At 51.0% G+C, this 26,979-nt stretch carries 21 protein-coding genes; 12 read left to right on the forward strand and 9 right to left on the reverse strand.

Annotated elements, in window-relative coordinates; genetic code table 11:
- The first annotated feature begins 381 nt into the window (after window positions 1-381).
- On the forward strand, window positions 382-2,469 hold the full coding sequence (locus tag ACJJIM_RS22115) for an EAL domain-containing protein (RefSeq protein WP_444911980.1): 2,088 nt from the start codon (window positions 382-384) through the stop codon (window positions 2,467-2,469).
- A gap of 69 nt (window positions 2,470-2,538) precedes the next feature.
- Here ACJJIM_RS22115 and ACJJIM_RS22120 read toward each other — a convergent pair whose 3' ends face one another.
- The gene (locus ACJJIM_RS22120) at window positions 2,539-4,200 is read right to left on the reverse strand and encodes an alkaline phosphatase D family protein (RefSeq protein ID WP_444911981.1); all 1,662 of its coding nucleotides are present in this window, start codon (window positions 4,198-4,200) and stop codon (window positions 2,539-2,541) included.
- A 311-nt stretch (window positions 4,201-4,511) separates the two neighbouring features.
- On the opposite strand from ACJJIM_RS22120, the gene ACJJIM_RS22125 reads away from it, so the two are divergent.
- Window positions 4,512-6,455, forward strand: coding sequence for a M1 family metallopeptidase (locus ACJJIM_RS22125; RefSeq protein WP_444911982.1), 1,944 nt, complete (start codon window positions 4,512-4,514; stop codon window positions 6,453-6,455).
- A 427-nt stretch (window positions 6,456-6,882) separates the two neighbouring features.
- On the opposite strand, the gene serB is transcribed toward ACJJIM_RS22125, so the two are convergent.
- Window positions 6,883-7,992 (reverse strand): phosphoserine phosphatase SerB, encoded by a 1,110-nt coding sequence (gene serB / locus ACJJIM_RS22130; RefSeq protein ID WP_444911983.1) that lies wholly within the window; start codon window positions 7,990-7,992, stop codon window positions 6,883-6,885.
- 310 nt (window positions 7,993-8,302) lie between these two features.
- On the opposite strand from serB, the gene ACJJIM_RS22135 reads away from it, so the two are divergent.
- The 7 genes from ACJJIM_RS22135 (at window position 8,303) to ACJJIM_RS22165 (ending at window position 16,711) form a co-directional block, all read left to right on the forward strand.
- Window positions 8,303-9,415, forward strand: coding sequence for a hypothetical protein (locus ACJJIM_RS22135; protein ID WP_444911984.1), 1,113 nt, complete (start codon window positions 8,303-8,305; stop codon window positions 9,413-9,415).
- A gap of 98 nt (window positions 9,416-9,513) precedes the next feature.
- Window positions 9,514-9,930, forward strand: a complete 417-nt coding sequence (locus ACJJIM_RS22140) for a MerR family transcriptional regulator (RefSeq protein ID WP_444911985.1) — start codon at window positions 9,514-9,516, stop codon at window positions 9,928-9,930.
- Between the two features lie 110 nt (window positions 9,931-10,040).
- The gene (locus ACJJIM_RS22145) at window positions 10,041-11,210 is read left to right on the forward strand and encodes an isovaleryl-CoA dehydrogenase (RefSeq protein WP_444911986.1); all 1,170 of its coding nucleotides are present in this window, start codon (window positions 10,041-10,043) and stop codon (window positions 11,208-11,210) included.
- A 118-nt stretch (window positions 11,211-11,328) separates the two neighbouring features.
- Window positions 11,329-12,936 (forward strand): carboxyl transferase domain-containing protein, encoded by a 1,608-nt coding sequence (locus tag ACJJIM_RS22150; RefSeq protein ID WP_371838961.1) that lies wholly within the window; start codon window positions 11,329-11,331, stop codon window positions 12,934-12,936.
- Between the two features lie 72 nt (window positions 12,937-13,008).
- On the forward strand, window positions 13,009-13,806 hold the full coding sequence (locus ACJJIM_RS22155; RefSeq protein ID WP_282934596.1) for an enoyl-CoA hydratase/isomerase family protein: 798 nt from the start codon (window positions 13,009-13,011) through the stop codon (window positions 13,804-13,806).
- Between the two features lie 5 nt (window positions 13,807-13,811).
- Entirely contained in the window at window positions 13,812-15,812 is a 2,001-nt protein-coding gene (locus ACJJIM_RS22160; protein WP_444911987.1) for an acetyl/propionyl/methylcrotonyl-CoA carboxylase subunit alpha, read from the forward strand.
- Entirely contained in the window at window positions 15,812-16,711 is a 900-nt protein-coding gene (locus tag ACJJIM_RS22165) for a hydroxymethylglutaryl-CoA lyase (RefSeq protein WP_444911988.1), read from the forward strand. Before ACJJIM_RS22160 ends, ACJJIM_RS22165 begins: the two co-directional genes overlap by 1 nt.
- A gap of 91 nt (window positions 16,712-16,802) precedes the next feature.
- Here the strand turns inward: ACJJIM_RS22165 and ACJJIM_RS22170 are convergent, their stop codons facing one another.
- From ACJJIM_RS22170 to ACJJIM_RS22185, 4 genes are all read right to left on the reverse strand, one after another.
- Window positions 16,803-18,023: an SDR family NAD(P)-dependent oxidoreductase gene (locus ACJJIM_RS22170; RefSeq protein WP_413664170.1), complete on the reverse strand. Its 1,221-nt coding sequence runs from the start codon at window positions 18,021-18,023 to the stop codon at window positions 16,803-16,805.
- A 2-nt stretch (window positions 18,024-18,025) separates the two neighbouring features.
- Window positions 18,026-19,060, reverse strand: a complete 1,035-nt coding sequence (locus tag ACJJIM_RS22175; protein WP_444911989.1) for a Mut7-C RNAse domain-containing protein — start codon at window positions 19,058-19,060, stop codon at window positions 18,026-18,028.
- A gap of 572 nt (window positions 19,061-19,632) precedes the next feature.
- Entirely contained in the window at window positions 19,633-21,540 is a 1,908-nt protein-coding gene (locus ACJJIM_RS22180; RefSeq protein WP_444911990.1) for a multicopper oxidase family protein, read from the reverse strand.
- A 117-nt stretch (window positions 21,541-21,657) separates the two neighbouring features.
- Window positions 21,658-22,572: an SDR family NAD(P)-dependent oxidoreductase gene (locus ACJJIM_RS22185; RefSeq protein WP_413664173.1), complete on the reverse strand. Its 915-nt coding sequence runs from the start codon at window positions 22,570-22,572 to the stop codon at window positions 21,658-21,660.
- Between the two features lie 209 nt (window positions 22,573-22,781).
- On the opposite strand from ACJJIM_RS22185, the gene ACJJIM_RS22190 reads away from it, so the two are divergent.
- From ACJJIM_RS22190 to ACJJIM_RS22200, 3 genes are all read left to right on the forward strand, one after another.
- The gene (locus ACJJIM_RS22190; RefSeq protein WP_143729557.1) at window positions 22,782-23,213 is read left to right on the forward strand and encodes a DUF4345 domain-containing protein; all 432 of its coding nucleotides are present in this window, start codon (window positions 22,782-22,784) and stop codon (window positions 23,211-23,213) included.
- A gap of 58 nt (window positions 23,214-23,271) precedes the next feature.
- Window positions 23,272-23,574, forward strand: coding sequence for a DUF1330 domain-containing protein (locus ACJJIM_RS22195; protein ID WP_444911992.1), 303 nt, complete (start codon window positions 23,272-23,274; stop codon window positions 23,572-23,574).
- 80 nt (window positions 23,575-23,654) lie between these two features.
- Complete coding sequence (locus ACJJIM_RS22200) at window positions 23,655-24,509, forward strand: AraC family transcriptional regulator (RefSeq protein WP_444911993.1); 855 nt, start codon at window positions 23,655-23,657, stop codon at window positions 24,507-24,509.
- Window positions 24,510-24,536: 27 nt separating this feature from the next.
- Here ACJJIM_RS22200 and ACJJIM_RS22205 read toward each other — a convergent pair whose 3' ends face one another.
- The 3 genes from ACJJIM_RS22205 to ACJJIM_RS22215 form a co-directional block, all read right to left on the reverse strand.
- Complete coding sequence (locus ACJJIM_RS22205; protein ID WP_444911994.1) at window positions 24,537-25,136, reverse strand: DUF1287 domain-containing protein; 600 nt, start codon at window positions 25,134-25,136, stop codon at window positions 24,537-24,539.
- Window positions 25,137-25,183: 47 nt separating this feature from the next.
- Window positions 25,184-26,122, reverse strand: a complete 939-nt coding sequence (locus ACJJIM_RS22210; protein WP_444911995.1) for an NADP-dependent oxidoreductase — start codon at window positions 26,120-26,122, stop codon at window positions 25,184-25,186.
- A gap of 135 nt (window positions 26,123-26,257) precedes the next feature.
- Window positions 26,258-26,644 carry a hypothetical protein gene (locus ACJJIM_RS22215; RefSeq protein ID WP_282934530.1) on the reverse strand — a complete coding sequence of 129 codons (387 nt, stop codon included), beginning with the start codon at window positions 26,642-26,644 and terminating at the stop codon, window positions 26,258-26,260.
- Window positions 26,645-26,979 lie beyond the last annotated feature (335 nt).

A 26,979-nucleotide genomic window follows, 5' to 3' on the forward strand; every position in this document is an offset into this window, starting at 1 on the left:
ACCTCAGCTGATAGCTGTATGGGTTATCTTTGTGTATTCGACAGGGATTTTCATAAAGAGAGATAGGTTGGACGAATAAATACCGCCAAATTGATCTAGGCTAACCCCGTAACGCCAGTGCCAGATATAGTTGTCCGGTCGACCTATTCAGCAGCTGCTATTTCGCTTTAAAGCGCTGTATTCAGGGGCTTCTTAGGTTGGGAAAGCTTGATTAGCGGTTGTGGTTTCGCAAATGGGAAAGGCGGAAGCTTTTATAGGGGAGCGTTGTGTGATTTAGATCACAGGTACCAGTTTGATCTACCCTTGTATGCCATCCTTGACGCCCCCTAAAATTACCGCCAGCGGTAGCTGTGTGCCGCCATTAAAAAAATAGAGCAAATAATGAGTAGCAACGACACAATACGACTTCTCCTGATTCACGATACCCCGTCGGAAGCCCAGCGCCTTGTGAGTATGCTGCACAACGCAGGTCGTCCCAACCGAGCACAGCATGTGGCCAGCGAGGCTGTGTTTAACCGCCTGCTCCAGGATAAAACCTGGGATTTAGTGATCGCGGCTGAAAGCAGTACTCAGGTGCCCCCCTCAGTGGCGTTGCGCACCATCAGCAAGCTGCAAAAAGATGTCCCGGTAATTATGCTGACCGAGCGCACCGGTGCCCAACCTGTGGTGGAAGGTTTGAAGCTCGGAGCCCGCGATGTCGTAGTGGTGGATGAAGACCAACACCTTCTCTTTGTGATACAGCGGGAGCTGGGGGCGCTCGCCAATCGCCGCCAGGCTCGCCTGCACGACCGCCGCTATCACGCGACCCTTAACCGTGCCAAGGAGCTACTCGATAGCTCCAAAGATGCCATCGCTTATATATCTGATGGTTTGATCGTCTACGCCAATGACTCCCTTGCAGAGCGCTTTGGTTACGACTCTGGCGAGGACATTGAATACCAGCCATTGATTGATATGCTGGCTGAAAATGAGCAGGAAGAGGGGCGTGAATTCCTCAAAAGCTGCGCTATCGACAACAATGAGCTGGAGGCGAAAGAGTGGAAATTTACCGCTAAGACCGCCTCTGGCGAATCCCTGCCCACTCGCGCAGAAGTACTCAGCACCACCTACGACGATGAGCGCTGTCTGCAGGTGCGTATTGCCTCGCGCCGGGGTGATACGGAGCAATTGGAAGCGCAGCTCAGCGATATCAAGAACCGCGATCCGCTGACCGGGCTTTTCAATCGTCAGCACTTCCTGCAGGTATTGGATTCCAGCATCAAATCTGCAGCGGACTCCCACAATACCGGCGGTCTGATGCTGATTGAAGTGGATCGCTTTGAAGATGAAGTGTTAAAAGTTGTTGGGGTGGCCGGTGCCGATGCTCTGCAAAAAGGCATGGCGGAATTACTCAAGTCCTGCCAACGCAGTGGCGATACCCTGGCCCGCTACAGTGAAGATGCTTTCTGCCTGCTCAGCCCGAATACAACTCCGGACAGCATCGAGCAACGCGCGCAGGATATATTGAAGAAGATTTCCGACACCATCTTCGATGCAGATGGCAAAACCCTGCAAATTACCGCCTCTATCGGTATTTCTCTGATGAGTGAGGCCTCCAGCGGTGCGCAACAGGTGCTGGACCAAGCGTTATCTGCTCACAAGCAGGCTCTGGGTGAAGAAAAGAAAGGTGGGAATTTTGCGCTCTACGAGCCGGATACTGAAGGTGGTGCCGACGCCGATACCTATCACCGTGCACGGGTGGTACAAGCGCTGGAAGCTGGCAATCTGAAGTTGCTCTACCAGCCAATTCTCAGTTTGCAGGGAACTGGCGAGCAGCTGTACGAAGTATTGGTGCGTATGCTCGATGACAAGGAAGAGCTGGCACCGCTGGCCTTCCTGCAGGAACTCGGCGATGCGGGCCTGTCGGCGAAAATGGATCGCTGGGTAATTATTACCGCGATCAAGGCCGCCGCAGCCGCCAGGGCTGAGGGCAAGAATATTTCTTTGATGCTGCATATCACCACTGCTTCACTGGTGGACAGCAGCTTACCCGGCTGGCTGGGGGTTGCCTTCAAAGCTGCCAAGGTGGCGCCGGGAACGGTGATCTTCCAGTTGCGTCAGGAGGATATCAACAGCAACCTGCACGCGGCCCGGGACTTTACCACTCAGGTCCAGCAATTGGGTTGTCGCGTTTCGGTCTGTCATTTCGGCACCGGACTCAATCCGTTCAAGGCTCTTGAGCATGTGAAAGTGGATATCGCCAAGATCGATCCCTCCTTCGTGCGCGAGGTCCAGGATGAAGGCGAGAGCAGTGACTCCCTGGCAGGATTGGTACAGCGCTTGGGTGAGGCGGATACCAAGGTGATAGTGCCCCATATTGAGCAGGCCAGTATGCTGCCGACTTTGTGGCAGACCGGTACTGATTATATTCAGGGGTACTATGTGCAGGCGCCGGCGGAGGATATGAACTTCGATTTCAGTCTCGAATAATTTCTCTCTGTAAGCTTTTTAAAAAACCGCACCGCCTTAACAGGGGTGCGGTTTTTTATTGCCTGCAAATCAGACGTTGTAGCGGCTGCGTAGGGCGGCGATGGTATTGCGCGCTAGGGCGCCGTACTGCGGTGCCGGTGCCGGTACCAACTCATCAGCTGTGCTTTCACTCCAGGCGCGCTGGATATGGTTCTGCCCCGCTTCCTGCTTATAAATCCTTGCCAGGCTGGCGTTGTAATTCTGACTGGTGACTGTATCCACGTGATACCAGTGGGCCTTGGCGCGGGAGTGGGAAACATCCATCAACAGGTAACCGCGCTGGGTGATCTCCACCCACTTGAGGTGTGGTATTAACCCGTCCATAGCAATCGCTGCAACATCAGTCAGGTGGGATTTGTCCAGGAAGCTGGAGGTTACTCCGGGGGTGACAAATTCTCCGCCGAGGGCGCCACGTCCGGTCAGGCGCCCGTATTTCAAAATACTGAAAGGATTGCTGGCCAGGTCCCAGGCCCAGGAGCTGTGGATATCTCCAGTGAGGACGACAAAATTGTCGATATTATTGTCGGCAATATGGTCGAACAGACGCTCGCGGGATGCGGTGTAACCATCCCACTGGTCCATATTCACAGACAAATCCCGAGCCAGGGTGAGTTGCGCCATCATTACTTGTTGCCCTAATACCCGCCAGCGTACGCCATCCGACTGGGACTGGGTCAGGCTACTGTGCAGCCATTGTTCCTGCTGGGTACCGAGGATGCTGCGCTCCGGGTCGTCGGCGGTCTGCTGATCGAACCAGTTGGCCTGCTCGGAGCGTGCGGCGATGCGGGTATCCAGCATCATCAGGTCCATGAGGTTGCCGAAGCGGAAGCTGCGGTAGATGGCCCTGTCACCAAATAGATCAAAGATGCCGTTATCGCGGATGGGCATCCACTCGAAGTAAGCCTGGTTGGCCACCGAGCGGCGTACAAACCAGTCGCCCTCGCCATCTTGGACATTGTGGTTCTCGGCACCGCCAGCCCATGCGTTGTTAGTGGTTTCATGGTCGTCCCAGACGCAGATAAACGGGTGTTGGCGATGTACTTCCTGCAAATCGGGGTCGGCGCGGTACTGGGCGTAGCGCAGGCGGTAATCCTGGATATCCACCATTTCCTTGGCGGGGATTGGCTCTCGCCCCAGGCCCGTGCCGGTACCGTAGCCACCGGGTCCGTACTCGTAAATGTAATCCCCCAGGTGCAGTACCACATCCAGGTCTGCACGCAGGGCAATTTCCCGGTAAACATTGAAATAACCCATGGGATAGTTGGAGCAGCTGGTTACCGCAAAGCGCAGCTTATCCACATGGCCGATGGGCAGTGTGCGGGTGCGGCCTATGGGCGAGTCGATACCGTTAGAGTAGAAGCGGTAATAGTAACTGGTGCCGGGTTGCAGACCGCTGGCATCCACTTTGATGGTGTAGTCCACATCGGGCCCGGTAATACCGCTGCCGCTATTGACGACCATGGCCATTTCCGGGTCCAGAGCGACCTGCCAGGTGTAGGGCACCATGGACTGGAATTCTGGATCTGCAGACGGAGTGATACGAGTCCAGAGAATTACGCGATCTGCCAGGGGGTCACCGCTGGCTACGCCGTGCTGGAAGGGCTCCTGGCCGGAACCGTAGGCTTTCAGTAGGGGCAGGGCCGCCAGGCTTGCGCCGGAAAATTGTAGAAACCGCCTCCGGGACAGAGACATGGGGTTCTCCTTATAGTGCTTGTTATAAAAGAACCGCAGTCTGAATCTGGAAAGTGAACGATGTATTAATTCACGGTCAGTATTTTTCTTCCCTTGCTGCTATTAGTCATGAAATTCGTCCTAAGGCGACGAAACTGAGACATTAATCTGGTTTATTGGCAAAACGCGGCATGACCGTCGGTACCCGTGGCTCGAGCGGGTAATCGGTGTGCCCCCTTACGGCGGGTGCAGAGTCCCCTGTCGTTTCTCATCTGCGCTCTGTCAGGTATCCTGTGGCGCAAATTGAAAAGCTGAACTCAGGGAGTAGACCCATGTTGCCCCGTTTACTGTGTACCAGTCTGATCGTTGGCGGCCTTGCCGTTGCCGGTGGCTGTTCCAAGTCGGAGCCTTCCAAGGCCGAATTAGACAGTGCGAGCGCGCCGATGAAGGCGTCCGCTGTGATCGAGAAGAAGCCGGGTGTTGAAAAAGCGCCCCAGTCCGGAGTGGATTACCACTCTTTTGCTAACAGCAATGACTACCAGGTGCAACACCTGGATCTGGACCTGACTGTCGACTTCTCCCGCAAGGTTCTTGAAGGTGAAGCCAAGTTGGACTTCAAGCGTCTCAACGACAAGAACCTGCCGATGGTACTGGATACCCGCGAGCTGGAAGTGGTTTCTGTATCCGCTAATGGCGCACCAGTAAAATTCTCCATGGGCGAGAAAGACAGTCACCTGGGCACTCCGCTGAATATTGAGCTGCCGGAAGATGCCGACAGCATTACTATCCGCTACCGTACTGCGCCGGGCGCCTCCGGCGTTCAGTGGCTGGAGCCTCAGCAGACTGCGGGTAAAAAGCATCCGTTCCTGTTTACCCAGGCCCAGGCGATTCACGCGCGCAGCTTTATTCCGCTGCAGGACTCCCCGAAAGTTCGTATCACTTACAACGCCACTGTACGCACTCCGAAAGAACTGCGCGCAGTCATGAGTGCGAACAATGACCCACAGGCGGCTAAAGATGGCGTCTACGAGTTTGAAATGCCCCAGCGCATTCCCTCCTACCTGATTGCCCTGGCGGTTGGTGACCTGAAGTTCAAGCCCATGGGCGAGCGCACCGGTGTCTACGCTGAGCCCTCCATGCTGGAATCTGCAGCGGCGGAGTTTGCCGATACCGAATCCATGCTGGAAGTGACCGAAAAGGCGTATGGCCCCTACCACTGGGATCGTTACGACCTGCTGATTCTGCCACCCAGCTTCCCCTTCGGTGGTATGGAAAACCCGCGCCTTAGCTTTATCACTCCGACGGTGATCGCCGGTGATAAGAGCCTGGTAGCCCTGATTGCCCACGAACTGGCCCACTCCTGGTCCGGCAACCTGGTGACCAATGCCAGCTGGCGAGACCTTTGGCTGAATGAAGGTTTCACCACCTACCTGACTAACCGCATTATGCAGTTCGTCTACGGTGATGAGCGCTATCAGATGGAAATGGCCCTGGGCTATGACGACCTGCAAGCGGATCTGGCTGATAAAGAGCCCCGCGATGAGATTATGGCGATCGACCTGCGCGGACGTGACCCGGATGAAGTTTTCTCCAATATTCCCTACGAGAAAGGCTCCCTGTTCCTGTATGAGCTGGAGCAGAAAGTAGGTCGCGAAGCGTTTGACCGCTTCCTTATGGAGTACTTCAACCACTTCTCCTTCCAGAGCATCACCACCGAGGACTTCGTTAAGTATCTAGACAAGACCCTGTTGGTTGAGCACGCCGATAAGCTGGACCGCGACCGCATCCTTCAGTGGATCTTCGATCCGGGTATTCCCGAAGGTGCGCCGCATCCGAAGTCCGATGCCTTCACTAAATTGGATCCAGTGCGTCAACAGTGGTTGGACGGCAAACTGGCGGCGAAGGATATCGATACCAAAGGCTGGACTTTCCACCAGTGGAAGTACTTCCTCGATGGTATGCCGGAAAAACTGACGGAAGCTCAGTTGAAGGAATTGGACGGCGCCTTTGGCCTGACCGAATCCCGCAATAACGAAGTGGCTTTCAGCTGGCTGATGATCGCAGTGCGCAACGACTACGAGCCGGCCTTCGAGCGCCTTGAGAATTTCCTCACCAGTATCGGTCGCAATAAGTTCCTGCGCCCGCTATATCGCAATATGGTTGAGACTGGTAAAAAAGACGTGGCTGCACGCATTTTTGAGCGCGCCAAGGTGGGTTATCACCCGCTGACTGTAAAAGTAAATAGCCTGGTTATTTACGGTAAAAAAGAGAGTTAATCGCTCTCTTTTCCCAGTTGTCGCAATTCCCATAGATCAATATGAGAGTTGCGGCAACTCTCCCCTTTCTTTTTCCCTTCCACTTTGGCTAATGCTAAAGTTTGCTCCACAAAATATTTTTTATGGGCATTCTTTCAGTTTGTTTTTATAGCTAAGTGAACTGGTACGATAGCGTGATTAATACGCCAGATTTCTGGCATAAAAATCATTAAACGGCTGTTCAAATGGATTGCCTTTGCGTACTCTGCTGCCCAGAGATTTTACTCAGGAAGGGAGGCACCTATGTATAAACGGGCTTTACTAATAGTCGTCCTGGGGCTTTTTCTTGCCAGTTGTGGGCAGAAACCCGGGCCCAGTGCTTGCACGGATCACAATAAGCGGCCGAGTTTCCCTTTCCCTCACGCGATGCTTTAAGAGCTAAGCCGCGTTATACCCCGAGCTTGGCAATTTGTTGGTCATTGAGACCAAATAAGTAGAGGGCGGCGTCCAGGCCAAACAGATTGATGGCCTGGGGGGCCTGTAGCCTCACCTTGGGCTTGGGGTGAATGGCGATACCCAGTTCCCCTAAATTCAACATGGGAATATCGTTGGCGCCGTCACCCATAGCGACCACACTTTCCAGTGCCAAATCTAAGCTTCCGGCAATTTCCTGCAGTAACTTGCGTTTGCGATCGCCATCAATAATGGGTTCCACTACTTCGCCGGTGAGGGCCCCTTCGGCAAATGTCAGTTCATTGGCATGGATATAATCCAGGGGCAGGCGCTCTCGCTGCAGGAATTTCGCGAAGTAGGTAAAGCCGCCGGAAAGCAGTGCCGTTTTGCAGCCCAGTGCGTGCAAGGCTGCCAGTAACTCATAGGCCCCTTCTTTTAACGGCAATTCCCGGGCAATTTCTGCCAAACGCTGCTCGGAAAAACCTTTTAGCAGGGCCATACGCCGCTTAAAGCTCTCGCAGAAATCTATGTCCCCGGCCATGGCAGATTGGGTGATAGCGGCAACCTGATCACCGATACCAGTAATTTTTGCCAGCTCGTCAATGACTTCAGCATCAATCAGGGTTGAATCCATATCAAAGCCCGCCAGCTTTGGCACTCTCTGGGTAACAGAAGCCTGGATTGTTAGGTCTACTCCCAACTCATCGGCCACTCCAAGGCAGGCCAGGCGCGCGCTGTCAAAATCGAGGTCGCCATCAATTTGGAAGCGGATAACGGTGCGATCGCGTCTTTGTGCCAAAGTATCAGCGGCGAATAGGCTCCACTGTTGTTCATCAAAAAATCGCAGAAGGTATTGGAGTTGGGCCAGGGAGATAGAGGGGCTCAGCAGGATGATACACCAAATGGCTTCAAGTGCACTCGGTTCTTCGGGGGGCGGGGTAAAGTCCGTAGCCTCACCGGGAAAAGGGGCTGCACCGGAATACTCCAGGCCGAGCTTGGCGACTTGATCTCGGAAGCTCAGGTAGCGCAGGGTGCCACTTCCTGAAGCCTGGGAAATCTGTTTCAGGGAGAGGTGGAATTCCTGTGAATTTATTTGATCACCCATAAGCTCTGTCCCGATTGAATTAAATGTCCGGCGCATTATAGCTCTTATGAGATTCTTCGCTAAAATTGCCGGGCTTTAATTTCATTGATTGCCGGTCAGCAGGGTTTTTAATGGGCTCAGTTCGAATGGGGAGTAAAATTCCTTTTCGAATTGTGCGAGTTGAATTGAACTATTTCGCCGTCTGCTTTACCAATCGCTCAGGAGTTAATTGGGTATGCACAATTTTGGTGCCTACCGTTAAAATGCTCGCTGCTCCAAAACAGCTGGGGCAATAGTAAAAAAACAATACGCAAGATGTCTGCCGCCGTTTATGTCAGTTTCCATTGTATCTATTCTTCGCAAAATACCGGCTCAATTAGCACAGTTGTCCAAACGCGCCCGCCAGCGTTTATTGGCACTGGTTATCTGGCTAACACTGGCAATATTCTGTGCGGCGGCACTGGGGCATTTTTATGGTCAGCAGCGCACCGGCCAGATAGAGCGAGACAGAGTTACCGCGAAGGCGGCAGCGACTATTCTCGCGGGGCAGAGCCTGGAGAGTATTGTGGCCGGGGATCGTATCAGCTTACAGCTGATCGCTCGCCAGCTGCTGGAGCTTCCAGTGGTTTCCGGCATTTTAATTGAGGATGTGGAATCGAATTCCCTGGCCGAAGTGGGTGACCTGAAAGAGGGGGAGACGATCACCGAGCCAGTGGTCCTGCACGATAGTATTGCCGGCAATATTACTGTGGCGTTTGAGCCTGGTAATTCCGTTGCCTTCCCTTGGGCCAGCTTGTTGCTGACCCTCGTTTTTGCCCTGCCATTTAGTGCAGCTGCGGCCCTGCTTACCGGTAGCTTGTCCCGGGAGCGCAAATTGCCCGCACAAGTTACTGAGTCTGCTCAAGCTGTAGCTGAAGTTACCGAGCCCAGCGTTGGGCTTTATCTTCGCCCTCTTAACTGGGCGCAGTTGGGCAACCAGTTAAGTCGCAGCGCCCTGGAGGGTTTGCAGCGGGAGCTAGATGGACGTATGCGTTTGCTGCAGCGCATATACGGTGCCACCCCCCTGAGTTGCGCCGGGCCACAGATCGGCCTGGATTTCTCTGGAACTGATGCGGCCTTCCGCGCAGTCTGCTGTGGTTTATTACTGCGGGAGATGCAGAGCGTTAGCCGTGCGACCGGTTTGAAGCTGGCTCTGGCGGTAGTCCCATCCCAGCCACAGAGTCCGGATTTCTGTGCCGATCAGCTACTCAACCAGTCCCGCGGCTTGTTTTTGCACCCAGAGCTTCTTGAAGACAGTTCCCTGGTGGGGCGAATTGAGCACCACGGTGCCGGTTGGGCATTGGAGGTGACTGGCCTAACCCCTTCCTATCAAAAACTTCTCAACAATCAGCTACAACAGCTGCTCGGCGCTGAGTCTACTCCCCACAGGACCCCCGTGGGCTAAGTGACTAGAAGTGCCTTAGGGTTCTTTTTTGGCGCGTGCTTTACGTTTACGTTAACGTAAACTCTTGCTAGGCTTGATGGCATCTTGAGGAAGTCGTTATGAAAGCAGAAGCAAGCCAAATGGAGCCCCATAGTTACAGCATTTCCGAGCTGGCGCGGGAGTTCGATATCACTACTCGCGCCATCCGCTTCTATGAGGACAAGGGCCTGCTCAATCCGGAGCGTCGCGGCCAGACCCGCGTCTATAGTCCCGAAGAGCGTGTGCGCCTAAAGCTGATCCTGCGCGGAAAGCGGCTGGGATTCTCCCTGGATGAGAGCCGTGAAATTATCGATATGTACGACCCGGCCCACGGCAATGTGGAGCAGTTGCACCGTCTATTGGAGCGCATCGCGCAAAAGCGTCTGCAGTTACAACAGCAACTGCGGGATATCGAAAGCCTGATGGAAGAGTTGGATGAAGCTGAATCCAGGGCCCGTGAGTCCCTGGCGCAAAGCGATGACAGCAGCGTTTCCTAAACAGATTTCGGCACTGTGCCAAGAGTGGCGCAGTTGCCTCATGTGGTATTGAACAGCCGCCAAGGCGGTTATTTGAATTAAAGACATTTTTAAATATCAGTGGAGCCGTTATGAACACCTCCTACCCAACCCTGAATTTCGGTCTCGGTGAAGACATCGATATGCTCCGTGACATGGTTTACAAGTTCTGCCAGGCGGAGCTGGCCCCGCGCGCGGCGCAGGTCGATGAAGAGAACCTGTTCCCAGCGGACATGTGGAAAAAGTTTGGCGAGCTGGGTCTGCTGGGCATGACCGTGGAAGAGGAGTTCGGCGGCTCCAATATGGGTTACCTGGCACACGCTGTGGCCATGGAAGAGATTTCCCGCGCCTCTGCTTCTGTGGGCTTGTCCTACGGTGCCCACTCCAACCTGTGCGTAAACCAGATCCGTAAAAATGGTACCCGCGAGCAGAAGCTCAAATACCTGCCCAAGCTGTGTTCCGGTGAACATGTAGGCGCCTTGGCCATGAGTGAACCCAACTCCGGTTCCGACGTGGTAAGTCTGCAACTGCGCGCCGAGAAGCGCGGTGATCGCTTTATTTTGAACGGCAATAAAATGTGGATCACCAACGGTCCCGATGCCGATACCTATGTGATCTACGCTCGCACTGAGCCGGGCATCAGCTCCGGTGGTATTACTGCATTTATCGTTGAGCGCGGTTTCGCCGGCTTCTCCCAGGCGCAAAAGCTCGACAAGCTGGGCATGCGCGGTTCGAACACCTGTGAGCTGGTGTTCGAAGACTGTGAAGTGCCGGAAGAAAATATCCTCGGTGAACTGAACGGCGGTGTACGCGTATTGATGAGCGGTCTCGACTACGAGCGCACGATTCTCTCTGGAGGCCCTGTCGGAATTATGCAGGCCTGCCTGGATGTGGTGGTTCCCTATATTCACGAGCGCAAGCAGTTCGGCAAGGCCATCGGTGAGTTCCAGCTGATGCAGGGCAAGATCGCCGATATGTACGCTGACCTGAATGCCAGCCGCTCTTACCTGTACGCTGTGGCCCGGGCTTGTGATCGCGGTGAGGACTCGCGCAAGGACGCCGCCGCTGTAATCCTGTTTACTGCGGAGCGCGCAACACAGATGGCCCTGCAGGCTATCCAGACACTGGGCGGCAATGGCTACATCAACGAGTACGCCACTGGTCGTCTGCTGCGCGATGCCAAGCTCTACGAAATCGGCGCGGGCACTTCTGAAGTGCGCCGTATGCTGATTGGTCGCGAGCTGTTTAAAGAGACCCGCTAAGGCTGGGCATTTCTTCTCGCCGCCGGCGCCTGTCGGCGGCAGCTGTCTCCAGCCGGGCACTGCGGCAATAAGCTGCGCCCTGTGGAGGTCTTTTCTCCGGGAAAGTGAATCGGACTTTATGAATCAGTTGCAGAGCAAAATAAACACGCGCGACGCCGCCTTTGGCGAAAACCGCGAGCAGATGCAGGCGCTGGTGGCAGACCTGCGCGAGAAAGTGGAAGCCATCGCCCAGGGCGGCGGCGAGCGCGCAAGGGAAAAACACCTGGCGCGAGGAAAATTATTGCCACGGGACCGTATCGATGCGCTGCTCGATCCGGGTAGCCCTTTTATGGAATTTTCCCAGCTGGCGGCTCACGAGGTTTACGGTGAGGATGTTCCGGCCGCGGGTATTATTACCGGTATTGGCACCGTTTCCGGTCAGCCCTGTGTGATAGTAGCTAACGATGCCACTGTAAAAGGTGGAACCTATTATCCCCTCACAGTAAAAAAACACCTGCGCGCGCAGACCATCGCCGAGCAGAACAATCTGCCATGCATTTACCTGGTGGATTCCGGTGGTGCTAATTTGCCGCGCCAGGACGACGTTTTCCCAGACCGTGAGCACTTCGGTCGCATCTTCTTTAACCAAGCCAATCTCTCTGCACAGAATATTCCGCAGATCGCGGTGGTTATGGGTAGCTGCACCGCCGGTGGAGCCTATGTGCCGGCCATGGCAGACGAATCCATTATGGTGAAAGAGCAGGCCACCATCTTCCTGGCGGGCCCGCCCCTGGTGAAAGCGGCCACCGGTGAAGAAGTTTCCGCGGAGGAACTTGGCGGTGCCGAGGTGCACTGTCGCACTTCCGGGGTTTCCGATCACTACGCCAATAATGATGTACACGCCCTGCAGTTAGCGCGCCGCTCTGTAGCTCGCCTGAACCGTATCAAAAATCCTGGCCTGGATATCCAAAAGCCTGTGGAGCCGATTTATCCACCGGAAGACATTTACGGCGTGGTGCCCAAAGATTCGCGCCAGCCGTTTGACGTGCGCGAGATTATCGCGCGGGTTGTGGACGGATCTGAGTTCGATGAATTTAAAGCGTTGTACGGCACCACCCTGGTAACCGGTTTTGCCCGTATCCAGGGCTATCCGGTGGGAATTGTTGCCAATAACGGCATCCTGTTTGCGGAGAGTGCGCAGAAGGGCGCGCACTTTATTGAGTTGTGCGCGCAGCGCAAGATTCCATTGGTTTTCCTGCAAAATATCACTGGTTTCATGGTGGGCAAGCAGTACGAGGCGGGCGGTATCGCCAAACACGGCGCCAAGATGGTGACCGCTGTCGCTACCGCCAAGGTGCCCAAAATTACCATCCTTATCGGCGGCTCTTTCGGCGCCGGTAACTACGGTATGTGTGGCCGCGCCTACGATCCCAACTTCCTGTTTATGTGGCCCAATGCGCGTATCTCGGTTATGGGAGGGGAACAGGCTGCTGGCGTATTGGCCCAGGTGAAGCGCGACCAGATGGCCGCCCGAGGGGAATCCTGGAGCGAAGAGGAAGAGCGCCAGTTTAAGCAGCCGATTGTGGATAACTACGAACACCAGGGGCACCCATACTACGCCTCCGCGCGCTTGTGGGATGACGGCGTTATCGATCCGGCGGATACCCGCCGCGTGCTCGGTCTGTGCCTGGCGGCGGCCAGCCACAAGGAACCGGAAGAGACCAAGTTCGGCGTGTTCCGCATGTAAGGAACCGTGGTTGCGGCGCCAGCGAAATGTTCCGGTGCCGCTTTTGATAGACGCCCCAATCGAGGAATTACAATGAGCGATAAATTGCTGTGCGAAGTGGATAGCGAGGGCGTGGCCACGGTCACCCTGAACCGGCCGGAAATCCACAACGCTTTTGATGATGAACTGATCCACGAGCTGGCCACCACCTTTGATACCCTGGCGCAAAACCCCGCTGTACGTGTGTTGGTACTGGCCTCCAATGGCAAGAGCTTTTCTGCCGGAGCCGACCTCAACTGGATGAAGCGCATGGCGACTTATTCAGAAGAGGAAAACCGCCGCGACGCAGCTGCGCTCGCTGCCATGCTGTACAAGCTCGACACTTTTCCTGCGCCCACCATTGCGCGAGTACAGGGCGCCGCTTTTGGCGGGGCCGTGGGCCTGGTGAGCTGCTGCGATATGGCCGTGGCCTCTGAGCGCGCCAGCTTCTGTTTGTCCGAAGTCAAAATCGGGTTGCTGCCCGCCACCATCAGTCCCTATGTCATCAATGCTATCGGCACTCGCCATGCGCGTCGTTACTTTGTCACAGCGGAACGTTTCCCCGCTGAACGCGCGGAACAGATCGGTTTGGTATCCGAAGTCTGTGCCGAGGCTGATCTGGACCTGCATGTGCAGAAATTAGTGAATGCCATTGCCGACAATGGCCCCAAGGCAGTCGCCATGGCCAAGCAACTGGCTATGTCCATGTCCAACCGGGTTATCAACGATGAATTGCAGGGCCAGACCAGCGCGCTGATCGCTGCCGTGCGTGTGTCGCCGGAAGGACAGGAAGGGTTGAGTGCGTTTTTGGAAAAGCGTGCACCCAGTTGGATGAATGGTAGCGAAGGGTAATTTTTATGATTCGCAAACTGTTAGTAGCTAATCGCGGCGAAATTGCCTGTCGCATTATCAAGACCGCGCGCCGCCTGGGGGTGGCCACTGTCGCCGTTTATTCCGATGCAGATGCCGACGCCCTGCATGTGCAGATGGCGGACGAAGCGGTGCACCTGGGTCCGGCCCCGGCCAGGGATTCGTATCTGGATATCGACAAAGTATTGGGTGCTGCCAAGCAGACTGGTGCCGATGCCATCCATCCGGGTTATGGCTTCCTGTCGGAAAACGCGGAGTTTTGCCGCGCCTGCGATAGCAACGGCATTATTTTTGTCGGCCCACCCACCGGCGCGATTGAGGCGATGGGCTCCAAGTCCGCAGCCAAGCGTATTATGGAAGAGGCCAATGTGCCCCTGGTGCCCGGTTACCATGGCACCAATCAAAATGAAGAGCTGTTGGAAGGCCATGCCAATCGCATCGGTTACCCGGTATTGCTGAAAGCTGCTGCCGGCGGCGGTGGTAAGGGCATGCGCCGTGTCGACAGTGCCGATGAATTCCACGAAGCTCTGGCCGCTGCCAAGCGTGAGGCCATGAATGCCTTTGGCGACGACATTATGTTGCTAGAGCGCTATGTGGTGAGTCCCCGCCATGTGGAAATCCAGGTGTTTTGTGATCAGCAGGGCAATGGCGTCTACCTGTTTGAACGGGATTGCTCGGTGCAGCGCCGCCACCAAAAAGTAGTGGAAGAAGCTCCCGCACCGGGTATGACTCCGGAGCTGCGCGCCCGCATGGGTGAAGCGGCCCTGCGCGCGGCCCACGCGATTGGTTACGTGGGGGCCGGCACGGTGGAATTTCTGCTGGATGCCAGCGGTGCCTTCTACTTTATGGAAATGAATACCCGCCTGCAGGTGGAGCACCCGGTGACGGAAATGATCACCGACCAGGACCTGGTGGCCTGGCAGCTGTCAGTTGCCGCTGGCGATACCCTGCCCATGAGCCAGGATGAGCTGCAGATCAACGGCCACGCTATGGAAGTGCGGATCTACGCCGAAGACCCGGACAATGATTTTCTGCCGGCAACGGGCGTGTTGGTGCGCCACCAGCCCCCGGCGGAAGGCGAGGGTGTGCGAGTGGATACCGGTGTGCAGACCGGCGATGAAATCAGCGTGCATTACGACCCGATGATCGCCAAATTAATCTGCCACGGCCGCACCCGCAAAGAAGCCCTGGCCAAATTGGATCGCGCACTGCGTGATTATCAAATTGCCGGTGTGCGCCACAATATTGAATTCCTGCGCCGAGTGATCAATCACCAGGCATTTGCCAGCGGTTGTATTTCGACGCACTTTATCGAGGACTACGAGGCGGAAGTACTGCACCAGGAGCAGACACTGACGCCGCTGAAATGTGCTGCTATTGCCGGTTATTTGCAGCAGCGTGAAGAGCGCGATCTGCGCAATAGCGCACCTCAGCGGGATCCTTTCTCTCCTTGGCACAATGGTGATAACTGGCGCAATGCTCTGGCTGGCAGTCGCACCCAGACGGTGGACTACCGTGGCCAGCACGCTCAAATTCGCTTTGTTGCGGAGGGCGATAGCCTGCGCTGGACTTGCGATGCCTTGCCTGAGGAACAAAACAGCGGTGAGATTCGCCTGCTCCTGGGACGTGACTTGATGTTGGTGGATGGCCGCCGCATGAGTTTCTCCGCCGTGGATACCCGCGATGGCGGTGCTGTATTTATCGATGGCACTCAGGTGGAATTCAAGCTGTTGCCACCGGATATCGGTGAGAGCAATGACCAGGCCCACGGCCTCGATGCCCCCATGAACGGCACCATAATTTCGTTGCTGGTTGAGCCCGGCTCTACGGTGGAAAAAGACCAGCCGCTACTGGTAATGGAAGCCATGAAAATGGAACACACCCTGCGGGCTCCAGCCGCCGGCACCGTGCAGCAGTTCTTCTGTGCCGAAGGTGAATTAGTGGATGGCGGTAGTCTGCTGGTGGATTTTGCCGGGGAGGAGCAATAATGACTTTGCCCAAACAGGTCAAAATCGTCGAAGTGGGCCCCCGCGATGGGCTGCAAAATGAAAAGCAGCCTATCTCTGTGGAGACCCGTATCGCTCTGGTGGACAAGCTCAGTACCAGTGGGCTGTCGGTTATTGAAGCCGGCAGTTTTGTCAGCCCCAAGTGGGTACCGCAAATGGCCGCCAGCGAGGAAGTGCTGGCGGGTATCCAGCGCAAAGACGGTGTTATCTACAGCGCACTCACGCCAAACTTAAAAGGCTATGAGCGCGCAGTGGAAGCCAAAGCGGATGAGGTCGCCGTATTCGGCGCGGCCTCAGAAGCCTTCACCCAGAAAAACATTAATTGCAGTATTGCAGAGAGCCTGGAGCGCTTCCGCCCGCTGGTGGAAAAAGCGAAGCAAGACGGAATACCCGTGCGCGGTTACGTGTCCTGCGTGCTCGGTTGCCCCTATGAAGGCGATATTGATCCGGCCAAAGTGGCAGAAGTTAGTGCTGCTCTATTGGAAATGGGCTGCTACGAAATCTCTCTCGGCGACACCATTGGTGTCGGCACCCCGGAAGCCGCCAAGCGTATGCTGGAGCAGGTGATGGCCCGCGTGCCCGTGGAAAAACTTGCTGTGCATTTCCACGATACCTACGGCCAGGCACTGGCCAATATCTACGCGGCCTTACAAATGGGTGTTGCAGTAGTAGATTCCGCCGTAGCCGGCCTGGGCGGCTGCCCCTATGCCCGCGGCGCTTCCGGTAATGTTGCCAGTGAGGATGTGCTTTATATGCTCAATGGCATGGGTATTGAAACCGGCGTGGATTTACAGTTGCTGGCAGAGGCTGGGAACTTTATTTCTGAACAGCTGGGGCGGGAGACTAACTCCCGTGTGGCCAAGGCTTTGGAGTCCTACTGAGTTTTTTGAATGCCCCCTACAGAACAAAAGCCTTTGTCTTGGAGAGGGGCATGATTTTACTTTTCACCAAAACTCGAATTTGGCCAAGATATTACCAATCGGTAGGAGCATAGTCTTTTAAAAATACTCCATATAGAGCTTTATCGCCGTTGATGGTATTGAAGATGGGCGCTAGGATTCTGGATGCCCCATCAATACAGTCCAATGGAGGAACAACCCCTTTTGCTCTATTTTTTTGCCGTATTGGGAATGGATGTTCTTCTGTCACCCACCCCGTATCTACGCTAGTGATATAAATATTGTCCTGGACATAGTCTTTGGCACTAGTCCGAGTAATCATATTTAAGGCTGCCTTGGCCATGTTGGTGTGAGGATGCCTATGGGTCTTATTTTTTCGGGAGAACTGCCCTTCCATAGCTGAAACATTTACGATGAATTTATACTTATTCTGTGATTTCAGCAGTAGTGGTTTTAGTTTTGCACAGAGAATACCAGGGGAAGTTGCATTTATAATCATTACTTCTACCATCTCTAAAGGGGCTATTTCGTCCAAAGCTAAGCACCAAGAGTTTTTTGAGGCAAAGTCAATGGGCTCATCATTTTCATCCAAAAATTCAATCTCTTGAATAGAGCCTAGCAAGAAGCGAGAGTGATTTTTCTTTAGATCTGGATCAGAAAATCCAGCGATAAGTTCGCATGGAGTTTTACTTTTTAGCTTAAGCTCTTGCCTAGCCATATAAATATAGTATGAATCAGGTTTTCTAATCGTTTGCGCTGCATTATTAATCAGTATGTCTAGGGGCTTTCCTATATCAATAAGATACTGGATAAAAGATTCCACCGAGGGTAGGTGTTTTAAGTCTAAAGCGTATATGGATAGCCTGTGTTTCCATTCTGAGAAGTCATTTTGCTGCTGGAATCGCCTGGCTGCGTCATTGGTAAACCTTGTTGTGATCAATACTTCAGCGCCACCTCTAAGCAATTTAAGTGCTGTCTCGAAACCAATTTTTATACGACCTCCAGTTATTAGGGCACGATATCCTTGCATGGAGGGGGTATAATTTCTCTTTCTGATGTTGTAATCAGCACAAGAGGGACAAAGGGAATGATAGATTTCTCCAATTTTTCGATACGGCTCTTTGCAAATGTAACATTTCTTTGATTTGAAAAGAGTTCTAGTACCTTTTAATTTAGGAGGAAGGCTGATCAGCCTTTTTCCTATAGGTGAAAAAATCTGACTTTTCCTAACTATTTGTGTACTAGCTAGAAGAAGTGAATCATGGGATTTTTGTTTGAGCTTCCTTGAAAACATGCTTAAGCCTCCCTCGCCTTTGCAAGTAATGACTTTATTCGCTTGAAATGGGAGCCTATCCAATAAATTTGTTTACACGTTTGGCACTGACTGAACTCTTTCTGTGTTTCAAGGATACTTGTAGGAATTTTGTCAACAATACTTTCAGTCGTCACCTTTTCAATTTCACCATTACACTTAATGCACCGGCTAAATGGCTTGAACTCTTTCGAAAGTCTATAGTGTTTTATAACTTCAAGAAACTGAGTTTCAGGATCTTGACTCCGTAACCAGCGACCATAGTTGACTTTAGCGTGTTTAAGTAGACCTATATCTCTGGTAAGAAGTACGCAATTTTGAAGTGCCGCTACTTCTGCTAAAAGTTTATCACCTTGATCTTGTGGATTATAAAGAGTGTCAAATCCTGCCATTCGAAGGTATCGGGCAAGAGTTCCTAAATGAACGTCTAGTAAAAAAGTAATTTTTGATGGTTTGTAGGAAAAATAACTATCTTGGTTACAGGGAAAGACTTCAATATAGTCTTTGTCTTGAATCAATATATCGAAATTAGAGGAAACTCCATTAATACGAATACTACCTACTTCGGTGTGAGGAACGCCTAAGGATTCAATGCAATCCTTAACACTAGGACTAGCATCAAAATGATAGATAAGTGATTCTTTATTGTCAGTAAAGTCTAGGCACTCACCGTAGAGGTGAACTTTACTTTGGTATAAAAGAAGATCTTTGTACTCTTTTAAATATCCATACCAAAGCTTGATGATAAGTTGCTTTGATTGGGCCTGATTCATTTTTCCGAGTGTGGCAAGCTTGGCCGACCACTCAGGTAGATTCATTGCGACAATTTTGGCATCTAAGGGCTTCTTATCGCAGCTAGTTTGTGATTCTACTTTTTGAAAATGGTGGTAGTTTTTATAACCGTATAGGATGCACAGGATTTCTCTTGTGCGCGAGGCTTTTGCACCTGCGAAGGGCCAAAATTTGGTTGCAGTCTTGACTTGCTGTTTGAGGGTTCGGCTTGTTATAGCGTACAACATCTTATTTCTCAACCTTGCGATCAGTACCTGTCCCACTCTATGGTATTTCGCGTTGATTTTTGAGAATAAGCTATTGATGAACTAATTCTTATTGAGAGTTCAGGCTTCGTGATCTATTGATCTGCTCTTGTGGGAAGAAAGGGTTGAAGCTACCTTGAGGTGATAATAATCAATCATTATGGTTGATGTAAAGAGTAATTTATCAGTTATGTTGCTCACTTATCCAGTGAAGCGAGGTGCTTAGCGTATTCTTAACACAAATAGGTTGGCTGATCAGCTTGTCGATTGCCCTCAAGCTTCGATAAATTTTGAAAGCGATTTGCCTCAAAGAACAAAGATAGCAAAGTCATTAAGGGGGCATTTTAATATGTTTAATGCTCAAACTGCATGGATTGATATTTGAGTATGATCTATTTTTCTATATATCTGGCATCATTTTCAGTTTTCGGTTATTTATCTTTTAGTGATTTATAGAGTTTTTGTGTCGTAGCTTTTTGTTCTATTGTCTACTATTCACTTCATCAATTAAGTTTTAACTTCTTGATGGACTCTTTAGATTAAAGAATGACTATTTAGTGTTTATTTTCTGATTTGGGCGCTAAAACTCTAAACGGCCTCATCATATCGTAATCCTCATGGGAGAGCAGATGACAGTGCCATACATAGAGGCCTTCTCGATCAAAGCGCGCAATTACCCGTGTTACTTGGCCGGGAAGGGCGATGACCGTATCTTTGGGGCCGCTTTCTTCTGGTTGTGGTGGAAGGGGTTTCCCTTGTAGAGATTCTATTTCCAGGCGTGCACCCTGAAATATCTTATCTGTATGCATAAATTTCTGCTGCTTGGCAATAAGTTTTCCTTTAAAAGGCTGGCGATCCAGTACCTGGAATTCCACCAGATGAATATGGATTGGATGAGCCGATACTGTAGGGTTGTATATTTCCCAGATCTCAACGGCGTTGTGTTGGATTATTTCTGTAGTAGGGTCTTCAAAAAATAGGGAGCCCTCCTTTACTGGACCTAACATGAGCAGATTGCGGCCATAGGGATCATCCAACCGATAGGTGGCAAGTTGTCGTGTGCGGCTGGCATGGTTAAGCCTATTAAGTGGGGTGCGCAAGGGAGTATTTAGGCTGAGTTTTAAGTCTCGAGTGGTATTTTTAATCTCTGATTTCTGTTTATTAGAAGGGGGGGGTATCGGTGTTGAAGCAATATGAAATTGTAGGATCTGGCCTGTAGTATTTGGATCGGTAGTTGGTGTGATGCCGCCGCGTCCATCGCTTAATACGCGTTTACCTCCCGGGTTGTAGACAAGTGGAATCGAACTCTTTGGGTCATTGGCCTCTACAAAGCCTTTAAAAGGGACATCCGGTCCAAAGTTTCGCAGTGTTAGTTCACGCCCTTCATAACCGCTGAAATCTACTAAAACATCTGCTCGCTCTGCGGGTGCCAATATCAACTCGTTCAATTTTACAGGGTAATCGAGAAATCCGCTGTCACCGCCGACTTGTACAAAGGGTGTATTTTCGTCGATCCTGAGTATCAGTGTGCGGGTATCGGATGCGTTGAGTAATCGCAATCGATAGACGTGTGGAGTGACACTGACTTTGGGCCAGGTCATACCGTTTACCAGAATAAAATTGCCAAAAAATTCGTCGAGATGGGACGGATTGGGCCAATTGGCCTTAACCACCTCATGGGAAACCGGTGATGGAGGCTGGTCCCTCCAGCCAGGAAAATACAGCTGCCCATCGGAGCTAAACAAGCTGTCTGTAATAGCGGCTACAAAAGTGCGCTCTTCTGCAGGGAGCAGCTTCTCCTGTATCAAATGGTCTTCATTGTCATCGCCAACCAGGTAAAAACCGAATAGACCTGCGTAAACATTAAGGCGCGTCATGCCCAGGGTGTGGTCGTGATACCAGATAGTGGCGGCATCCTGGGAGTTGTCGTATTCGTAAATCCTTTTCTCAAATAATGGTCCCGTCTCACGATAATTGCGGGTGTACCAAGCGAGGGGATTGCCGTCACTTTTCCACTCTGTATGCCCGCCGTGAAGGTGGATAACCATAGGTACAGCTTTTGGATCTTTTACGTCGGCGAGGTGAATGGATCGATCCACAGGAAATAGATGTGGACCCGGTAGCTCATTGGCCCAGTGTACAAATACCGGTTGGCCTTCTCGGGCGCGAATAGTAGGGCCAGGAGAGTGGATGCGACCTGCATATTCAAAACCCCAGGCTTTTGTCATTAAACGTTTGCCTTCCTTATCCCGTAGCCCCATCCAAACTTCAGTGGGGCGGGCGGGTAGTTTAATCGGGGCTGAGCCCTGAGGGCGGATTTCTGCGGGTATTGGCAGTTCATTGATGAACTTATCCACAGTTGCTGGATCCAGCAGCCGCAGGGGAGTGGCTTTAGCTACATCTTCAGCAGCAGTCAGGGCAAGGGGAATTAACAACAGCAGGGAAAAGATTACCCGAAACATTGGCTGTTTTTAGCAGTAAGTATTTAACAGTCAAGTATAGGTAAACAAGCGGTATCGGTGGCGTTAACTTGGGGGCAGGGAAGGGTGTACAGGGCCCTTCCCAGATGCGACCCTTCATTAGATAAAGCGATTGATCGCCGTTTTGGCATTGTCTTGATAGGTAGGATTGTCCAGGTCCGGGAAAAGCTTCCACTGTTCACCAAGAGGTCCAGTCAATCCGCGTTCACTGCCGTAAAAAATACCTGTGCGGAAGGATGTTGTATCCAGTAGGGCATCGATATAGCGCTTGGCGCCTACTTCTACTTTGTGGACTTTGCCAAGTAGCAGCATAATCCGCATCATGCCCTTCATCATATATTGCTTGAATAACGACAGTGTATTGAAGCCCTCTGTGCCTACAGTAGCCCCTGGACTCATGGTTACGAAGCGGATATGGGGGAATTCTCGCGCCATGGAAGACATCCATAGGGCGCCCATATACTTTATCGGACCATAGGGTACCGTAGCGTCTTTGGTACTGGCATAGAGCTCTCCTTCGCAGATCTGCATAAACTCCTCCACAGAGGCGCTTTTCAGCTCTGGTCGCTTCATACCCATCTCTTTTACACCGCGAGCGGCCTCGGAGCCGGCATAGATAGCAGTCTGGGTTAATTTATTGGCTTTCAGTAACTCGTTAGTCAGTAGAGCATGTCCAAGCAGGTTGACGGCGAAAATTTGTGTGACTCCTTCGGGGGTCTTGTTGTAAAACTCTTTCCCCCCGGTACCGCCAGCATTCATAACCAGCGCATCAACTGGGGAGTCCAGGTTGTTAACTGCCTCTTTCACAGATTGTTGATCCGCGACATCGATCAGCAATACTTCGAAGATATTCCTGCCTGTTTCCGACACTAGCTCGGCCTGGGCTTCCTTGGCTTTGTGCAGATTGCGGCAGCCGAGATAGATCTTGTTAATCTGCTGGTATTCCGCCAGTTGCTTGGCGCACTCCCTGCCTAAGCCTGCATTCGCTCCGGTAATCAAAACACTCTTAATCATCTTTCTGTCTCTGTGGATATTGGGAACTGGTGCCCGGATATGGATATACCCGGCTGTTGGAGGGAAAGATAAGCGGTTAAGCGCCTCGTCTTTTGACATTTCTTGCTGTCTTAGTGGGATACCAAGACCGCAAGAAATATCAAAAATAGGGCCTTACTGGCCAATATGATTAGGTCATCACTCCAAATACGGCAAACTAAGGTGACACTATGAATCAGGCGAGTTCTATAGAAAGAAAAATTTTCCAATTGTTAGTGGTAGCACTAGCGGTGATCTGTTTTGTACCCGGTGGTATCAGTGCATTTGGAGGGCTGAATGGCAGTGCTGCCCTGAGTGGTGGTGCTATGATTTTTGGCCCGGATAGCCCCTTGAGAGGATTTGGGGATAATCAATATCGATTTGCCTTTGGTGTTTTCTTTGCCCAGGGGTTGGTTCTACTGTATTTCCTGAGCAATATCGAAAAACATAAAGCATTGTTTTACTTCGTGGCTTTATCCCTCTTTATTGGCGGTCTGGGCCGCTTAAGCAATATTCTGGAATTTGGATTGGTGGATGATCAGGTCTTACCCCCTACGATTATTGAGCTTGCGATAGTTCCACTTCTGGTTTTTTGGCATAGGCGAGTAGCCTCTCAAAGTTAGTCATTAGAAGCTTTTAGTTAAGCAACTAAAATTTATTTACACTTAAGAGGTTATTACTTTGTTACCAGTATTTTTACATATAGAGTCTTCACCAAACTTACAGGAATTGCAGGCTCTTCAGCAGTATATAGGTCTGGCACCGCAATTAATGCAACAGTATGGGGGGGTGCCTATTGCTTCTTATGATGTGGAAGAGGCCCTGGACGGGGGTCGGTCACCAAGGGCATTTGTTGTGGTATCTTTTCCGGGTCGGGAGGCGATCTATGCATTCTTTAATGATCCAGCCTATCAGGCGATTATTCCTTTGAGGGACAAAGCATTTGCCCATTTACGCTTTTTCATCACTAGTGAGCGAATTTAATTTAAAGGCATACTAAACCGGGAAGGTATTGTTCGAAAATTTCACCGTCCCAACGTAGACTGGCAGTAAAGGAGCCTCTCATGCAGCGATTTTTTAAAAGTATTAACTTCGTAGAGCAGCATCTATATGACAAAATTTCTGTTCACGAAATTGCTGCTGCCTCTCATTACTCCACCTACCACTTCAGCCGTATTTTTAAGGCATTAGTGGGGGACTCACCGAAAGAGTATTTGCGTAAGCGCCGATTGACCGTCGCCGCAAAGAGGTTGTTGAGTGAAGATATTGGTATTCTTGAGCTTGCCATGGAGTGCCAATTTGACTCCCAAGAAGCGTTTACTCGCGCGTTTAAAGCTTTATTTAACGTAACCCCGGCACAGTATCGAAAGCAGCAGGATCCTTTTCGGTTGTTATATAAGGATCAATTTAGCCCTCATATGCTGCACTTCTTGCAAAATGAGTTGTCCATGGAGCCACAAATTATTTCGCGGCCAGCGATGCAATTGGTGGGGGTAGCGCAGGAATACGACCATGAAAATCTCAGCTTGCCAAAGCTCTGGTCTGCATTTCGGCCCTACAGGGATAAAATCCCCAATCGTATCAGCGATGAATCTTTTGGTATCTATGAATGTTATGAGGAAGCGGGTGATGAAATTCAGTTTAAGTATGTCTGCTGTGCGTCGGTTGCCGACCTGACTCAGGTACCCGAGGGAATGGTGGCGCGGGAACTACCGGAGCAGCTATATGCAAAATTTGTTCACCGCGGATCTATTACCACCCTGGAACAGACATTGAAGTATATTTGGGGAAGCTGGTTGCCAAAGTCCAATTACGACTATATTGAGAGGCCAGACTTTGAGCTGTACCCACCCAGATATCAGGTTACCAGCCCGACAGCGGAAATGTTTCTCCATATTCCGGTCAAAGAAAGGCTGTAATCACTTGGCAATAGCGTAGTTTTTTCGCTACTCAATCTTTTCGGTTGCCTGGCCGGCGTTGTATCGGTAATGCCCGGTAATTTTAAAGGAAAACAGCATATCTTCGAGCACGGGTCCAGCCCCGATATTGTGTGCGACCAAGTACCGGTTGGTTTTTTGAGAGCGTTTCGCAGTCACAATACCGATATGTGGTAAATTACCGGGAAGCATCCAGGTAACGATGTCTCCTGGTAGATAATCCTCTGCCTTGTCACTTATTGAGAGCGATTGCCCTTTGCGAGTAAAAAAAGCCTGTAGATTGGGTACTCGCCGATGATCAATATTTTTATCTGGCCTTGAAAGTCCCCAAATGCGTTTAGACGGGTAGGCTTGAAAATGACCCGATATATCCTCGTGAACTTCTCTTTGCAAATCGATCCCCAGCTTCCTATATGATCGAATCACTACGTCGGTACAAACACCGGTATCAGCCGGCACATCTCCATTTGGATAGGGGATAGACACATAAGCAGGATCGTAGCGTACCTTATGATAGGTTCGCTCCAGAGCAGCTTCGGCCAAAGTTATATTTTGTGCATAACTGGCGGCAGAAATCAGGGTACCCAAAAATAGAAATATCCGTTTCACTAGGGCTCCAGTTTTTTTGAGTCTAGGTTGAAATCCTATACTATCGTTTATTTACCCTGCAACACATCAATAACTATTTTACCTTTGGCTCTTCCCTTATTTAGGTAGTCGAGTGCGGCTTGAGTTTCATGTATGGGGTAGACTCTATCAATAACCGGTTTCAAAAATCCTTTCTCAAGTAATGAAGCAAGTTCTGCGAGAGTAGTGCCACTTGGCCATGAATAGACTAGTTGGAGACGCTGCCTCATCTTTTCAATTAAGGTATATGACCCTTTAGCTTTGACGGAGACTGATACTAATAGACCATGTTTGTTAAGAACTTTGGCAGACCTTTCTAATACTTCTCCGCCTAAAGAGTCGAGTACAAGGTCATAATCCTCGAGTAATTCCTCAAATTTTTCGGTTTTATAATTGATAACAGTGTCGGCACCGAGCCGTTTGACTAATGTAAAGTTGGCATCACTGGTGGTTGTGGCTACGAAGGCGCCTATATATTTGGCAATTTGAATAGCGATAGTACCGACTCCGCCAGAGCCGGCATGAATAAGGACTTTTTGCCCTTTCTGTAATTTTCCCACTTCAATGAGAGATTGCCAGGCTGTTAAACCCACGAGAGGGAAAGCGGCACACTCATTGTTGGAAAGATTGCAGGGGCGGATAGATGCGTCCATTGCTTTGATTGAAGTGTATTCGGCAATCGTACCCGCTTGATTTGTATCGGGGCGTGCAAATATCAGATCGCCAATTTTAAAATTTCTGACAGCGCTGCCAATTTCTACTACTTTCCCAGTAACATCGTACCCGACAATATGCGGCATTTTTACAGGCATTACGTTTTTTAAAGCCCCCGATATTGCCCAGTTATCGAGGGGGTTGATACTGGCCGATTGTACCTTTACTAAAATACTATTTTTATCCGGTGAAGGTTTAGGCATCTGCGCAATTTCGATGGGGCTGCCATAAGACCTGATAATAGCGGCTTGCATATTTCACAGCTCTAAAATTAGAGGATTGATAGCTTTAGTGTGTTGAAAGACTTGCTAGTTTAGTAACTGTAAAAAAATAACGATTGAAAAAAGGGGCCCGAAGGCCCCTTGTAGCAGTAAATATAGCCACAATGGCTAGCGCAAGTTACTGATACAGCGGTTATATTCGCGAATATAAATCTTACCACCTACCGCAGGGTTAGCATTTGCCATATCTGCAGCGGCATTCATACAGCCTTCTACCTGATCTCTAGTCAGACCCCAAGTTTGGGGGCGGGGTTGTGAGCCTCGGATATACATATCCCGAGGATTCTCATAACTACGAATAGAGGTGGGGGGCTGTACTCTGTAGAAATAACGGCCCTGCTCATTAAAGGCATAGAAAGTATTACCACTTTGATAATAAGTCTTGCCGAGAATCTGCACGGGTTCAGCGTTGGATGGGAGGCGCGTCATGCGGTCATCTGCATAACTGAAACCTGCGAGAGAACACAAGAGCACCATTGAAACAAGATATCGCATAACGTCTTCTCCTTCTCCTAGTTTGGCCACAAGTCTACTCAAACTGGGGGAGTGTCCCAACGTGCGGTAATGGAAGTTTCGGTTGTTGTAAAGGTATCTTTTAAGATCCGATCGAGATAACGGTTATGAATTCAATAATTATTTTTTACATGAATAGGTAGAAAACAAAAAAATTTCCTAGATAGCGGTTTTCTTATAGTAATCAGGACCTTTATTTTGCGGAGGTATTTGTAAGAAAGCTAAATCGTGGAGATAAGAATCTGGGTTAGATTGAAATACAAGAAAAATAGATTGTTACCTACCATTTTAAATTGCTCTGATTAAGGGGAAGTTAA

Source organism: Microbulbifer maximicatervae (SeqCode) (assembly GCF_052467615.1).

Bases quoted from the DNA above. Each gene is read 5' to 3' on its own strand.
- ACJJIM_RS22115 (WP_444911980.1), top strand. From the start codon at position 382: ATGAGTAGCAACGACACAATACGACTTCTCCTGATTCACGATACCCCG.
- ACJJIM_RS22175 (WP_444911989.1), bottom strand. From the start codon at position 19,060: ATGTTGTACGCTATAACAAGCCGAACCCTCAAACAGCAAGTCAAGACT.
- ACJJIM_RS22190 (WP_143729557.1), top strand. From the start codon at position 22,782: ATGAATCAGGCGAGTTCTATAGAAAGAAAAATTTTCCAATTGTTAGTG.
- ACJJIM_RS22160 (WP_444911987.1), top strand. From the start codon at position 13,812: ATGATTCGCAAACTGTTAGTAGCTAATCGCGGCGAAATTGCCTGTCGC.
- ACJJIM_RS22165 (WP_444911988.1), top strand. From the start codon at position 15,812: ATGACTTTGCCCAAACAGGTCAAAATCGTCGAAGTGGGCCCCCGCGAT.
- ACJJIM_RS22170 (WP_413664170.1), bottom strand. From the start codon at position 18,023: ATGTTTTCAAGGAAGCTCAAACAAAAATCCCATGATTCACTTCTTCTA.
- ACJJIM_RS22145 (WP_444911986.1), top strand. From the start codon at position 10,041: ATGAACACCTCCTACCCAACCCTGAATTTCGGTCTCGGTGAAGACATC.
- ACJJIM_RS22135 (WP_444911984.1), top strand. From the start codon at position 8,303: ATGTCAGTTTCCATTGTATCTATTCTTCGCAAAATACCGGCTCAATTA.
- ACJJIM_RS22185 (WP_413664173.1), bottom strand. From the start codon at position 22,572: ATGATTAAGAGTGTTTTGATTACCGGAGCGAATGCAGGCTTAGGCAGG.
- ACJJIM_RS22120 (WP_444911981.1), bottom strand. From the start codon at position 4,200: ATGTCTCTGTCCCGGAGGCGGTTTCTACAATTTTCCGGCGCAAGCCTG.
- ACJJIM_RS22200 (WP_444911993.1), top strand. From the start codon at position 23,655: ATGCAGCGATTTTTTAAAAGTATTAACTTCGTAGAGCAGCATCTATAT.
- ACJJIM_RS22150 (WP_371838961.1), top strand. From the start codon at position 11,329: ATGAATCAGTTGCAGAGCAAAATAAACACGCGCGACGCCGCCTTTGGC.
- ACJJIM_RS22180 (WP_444911990.1), bottom strand. From the start codon at position 21,540: ATGTTTCGGGTAATCTTTTCCCTGCTGTTGTTAATTCCCCTTGCCCTG.
- ACJJIM_RS22210 (WP_444911995.1), bottom strand. From the start codon at position 26,122: ATGCAAGCCGCTATTATCAGGTCTTATGGCAGCCCCATCGAAATTGCG.
- ACJJIM_RS22125 (WP_444911982.1), top strand. From the start codon at position 4,512: ATGTTGCCCCGTTTACTGTGTACCAGTCTGATCGTTGGCGGCCTTGCC.
- serB (WP_444911983.1), bottom strand. From the start codon at position 7,992: ATGGGTGATCAAATAAATTCACAGGAATTCCACCTCTCCCTGAAACAG.
- ACJJIM_RS22140 (WP_444911985.1), top strand. From the start codon at position 9,514: ATGAAAGCAGAAGCAAGCCAAATGGAGCCCCATAGTTACAGCATTTCC.
- ACJJIM_RS22215 (WP_282934530.1), bottom strand. From the start codon at position 26,644: ATGCGATATCTTGTTTCAATGGTGCTCTTGTGTTCTCTCGCAGGTTTC.
- ACJJIM_RS22155 (WP_282934596.1), top strand. From the start codon at position 13,009: ATGAGCGATAAATTGCTGTGCGAAGTGGATAGCGAGGGCGTGGCCACG.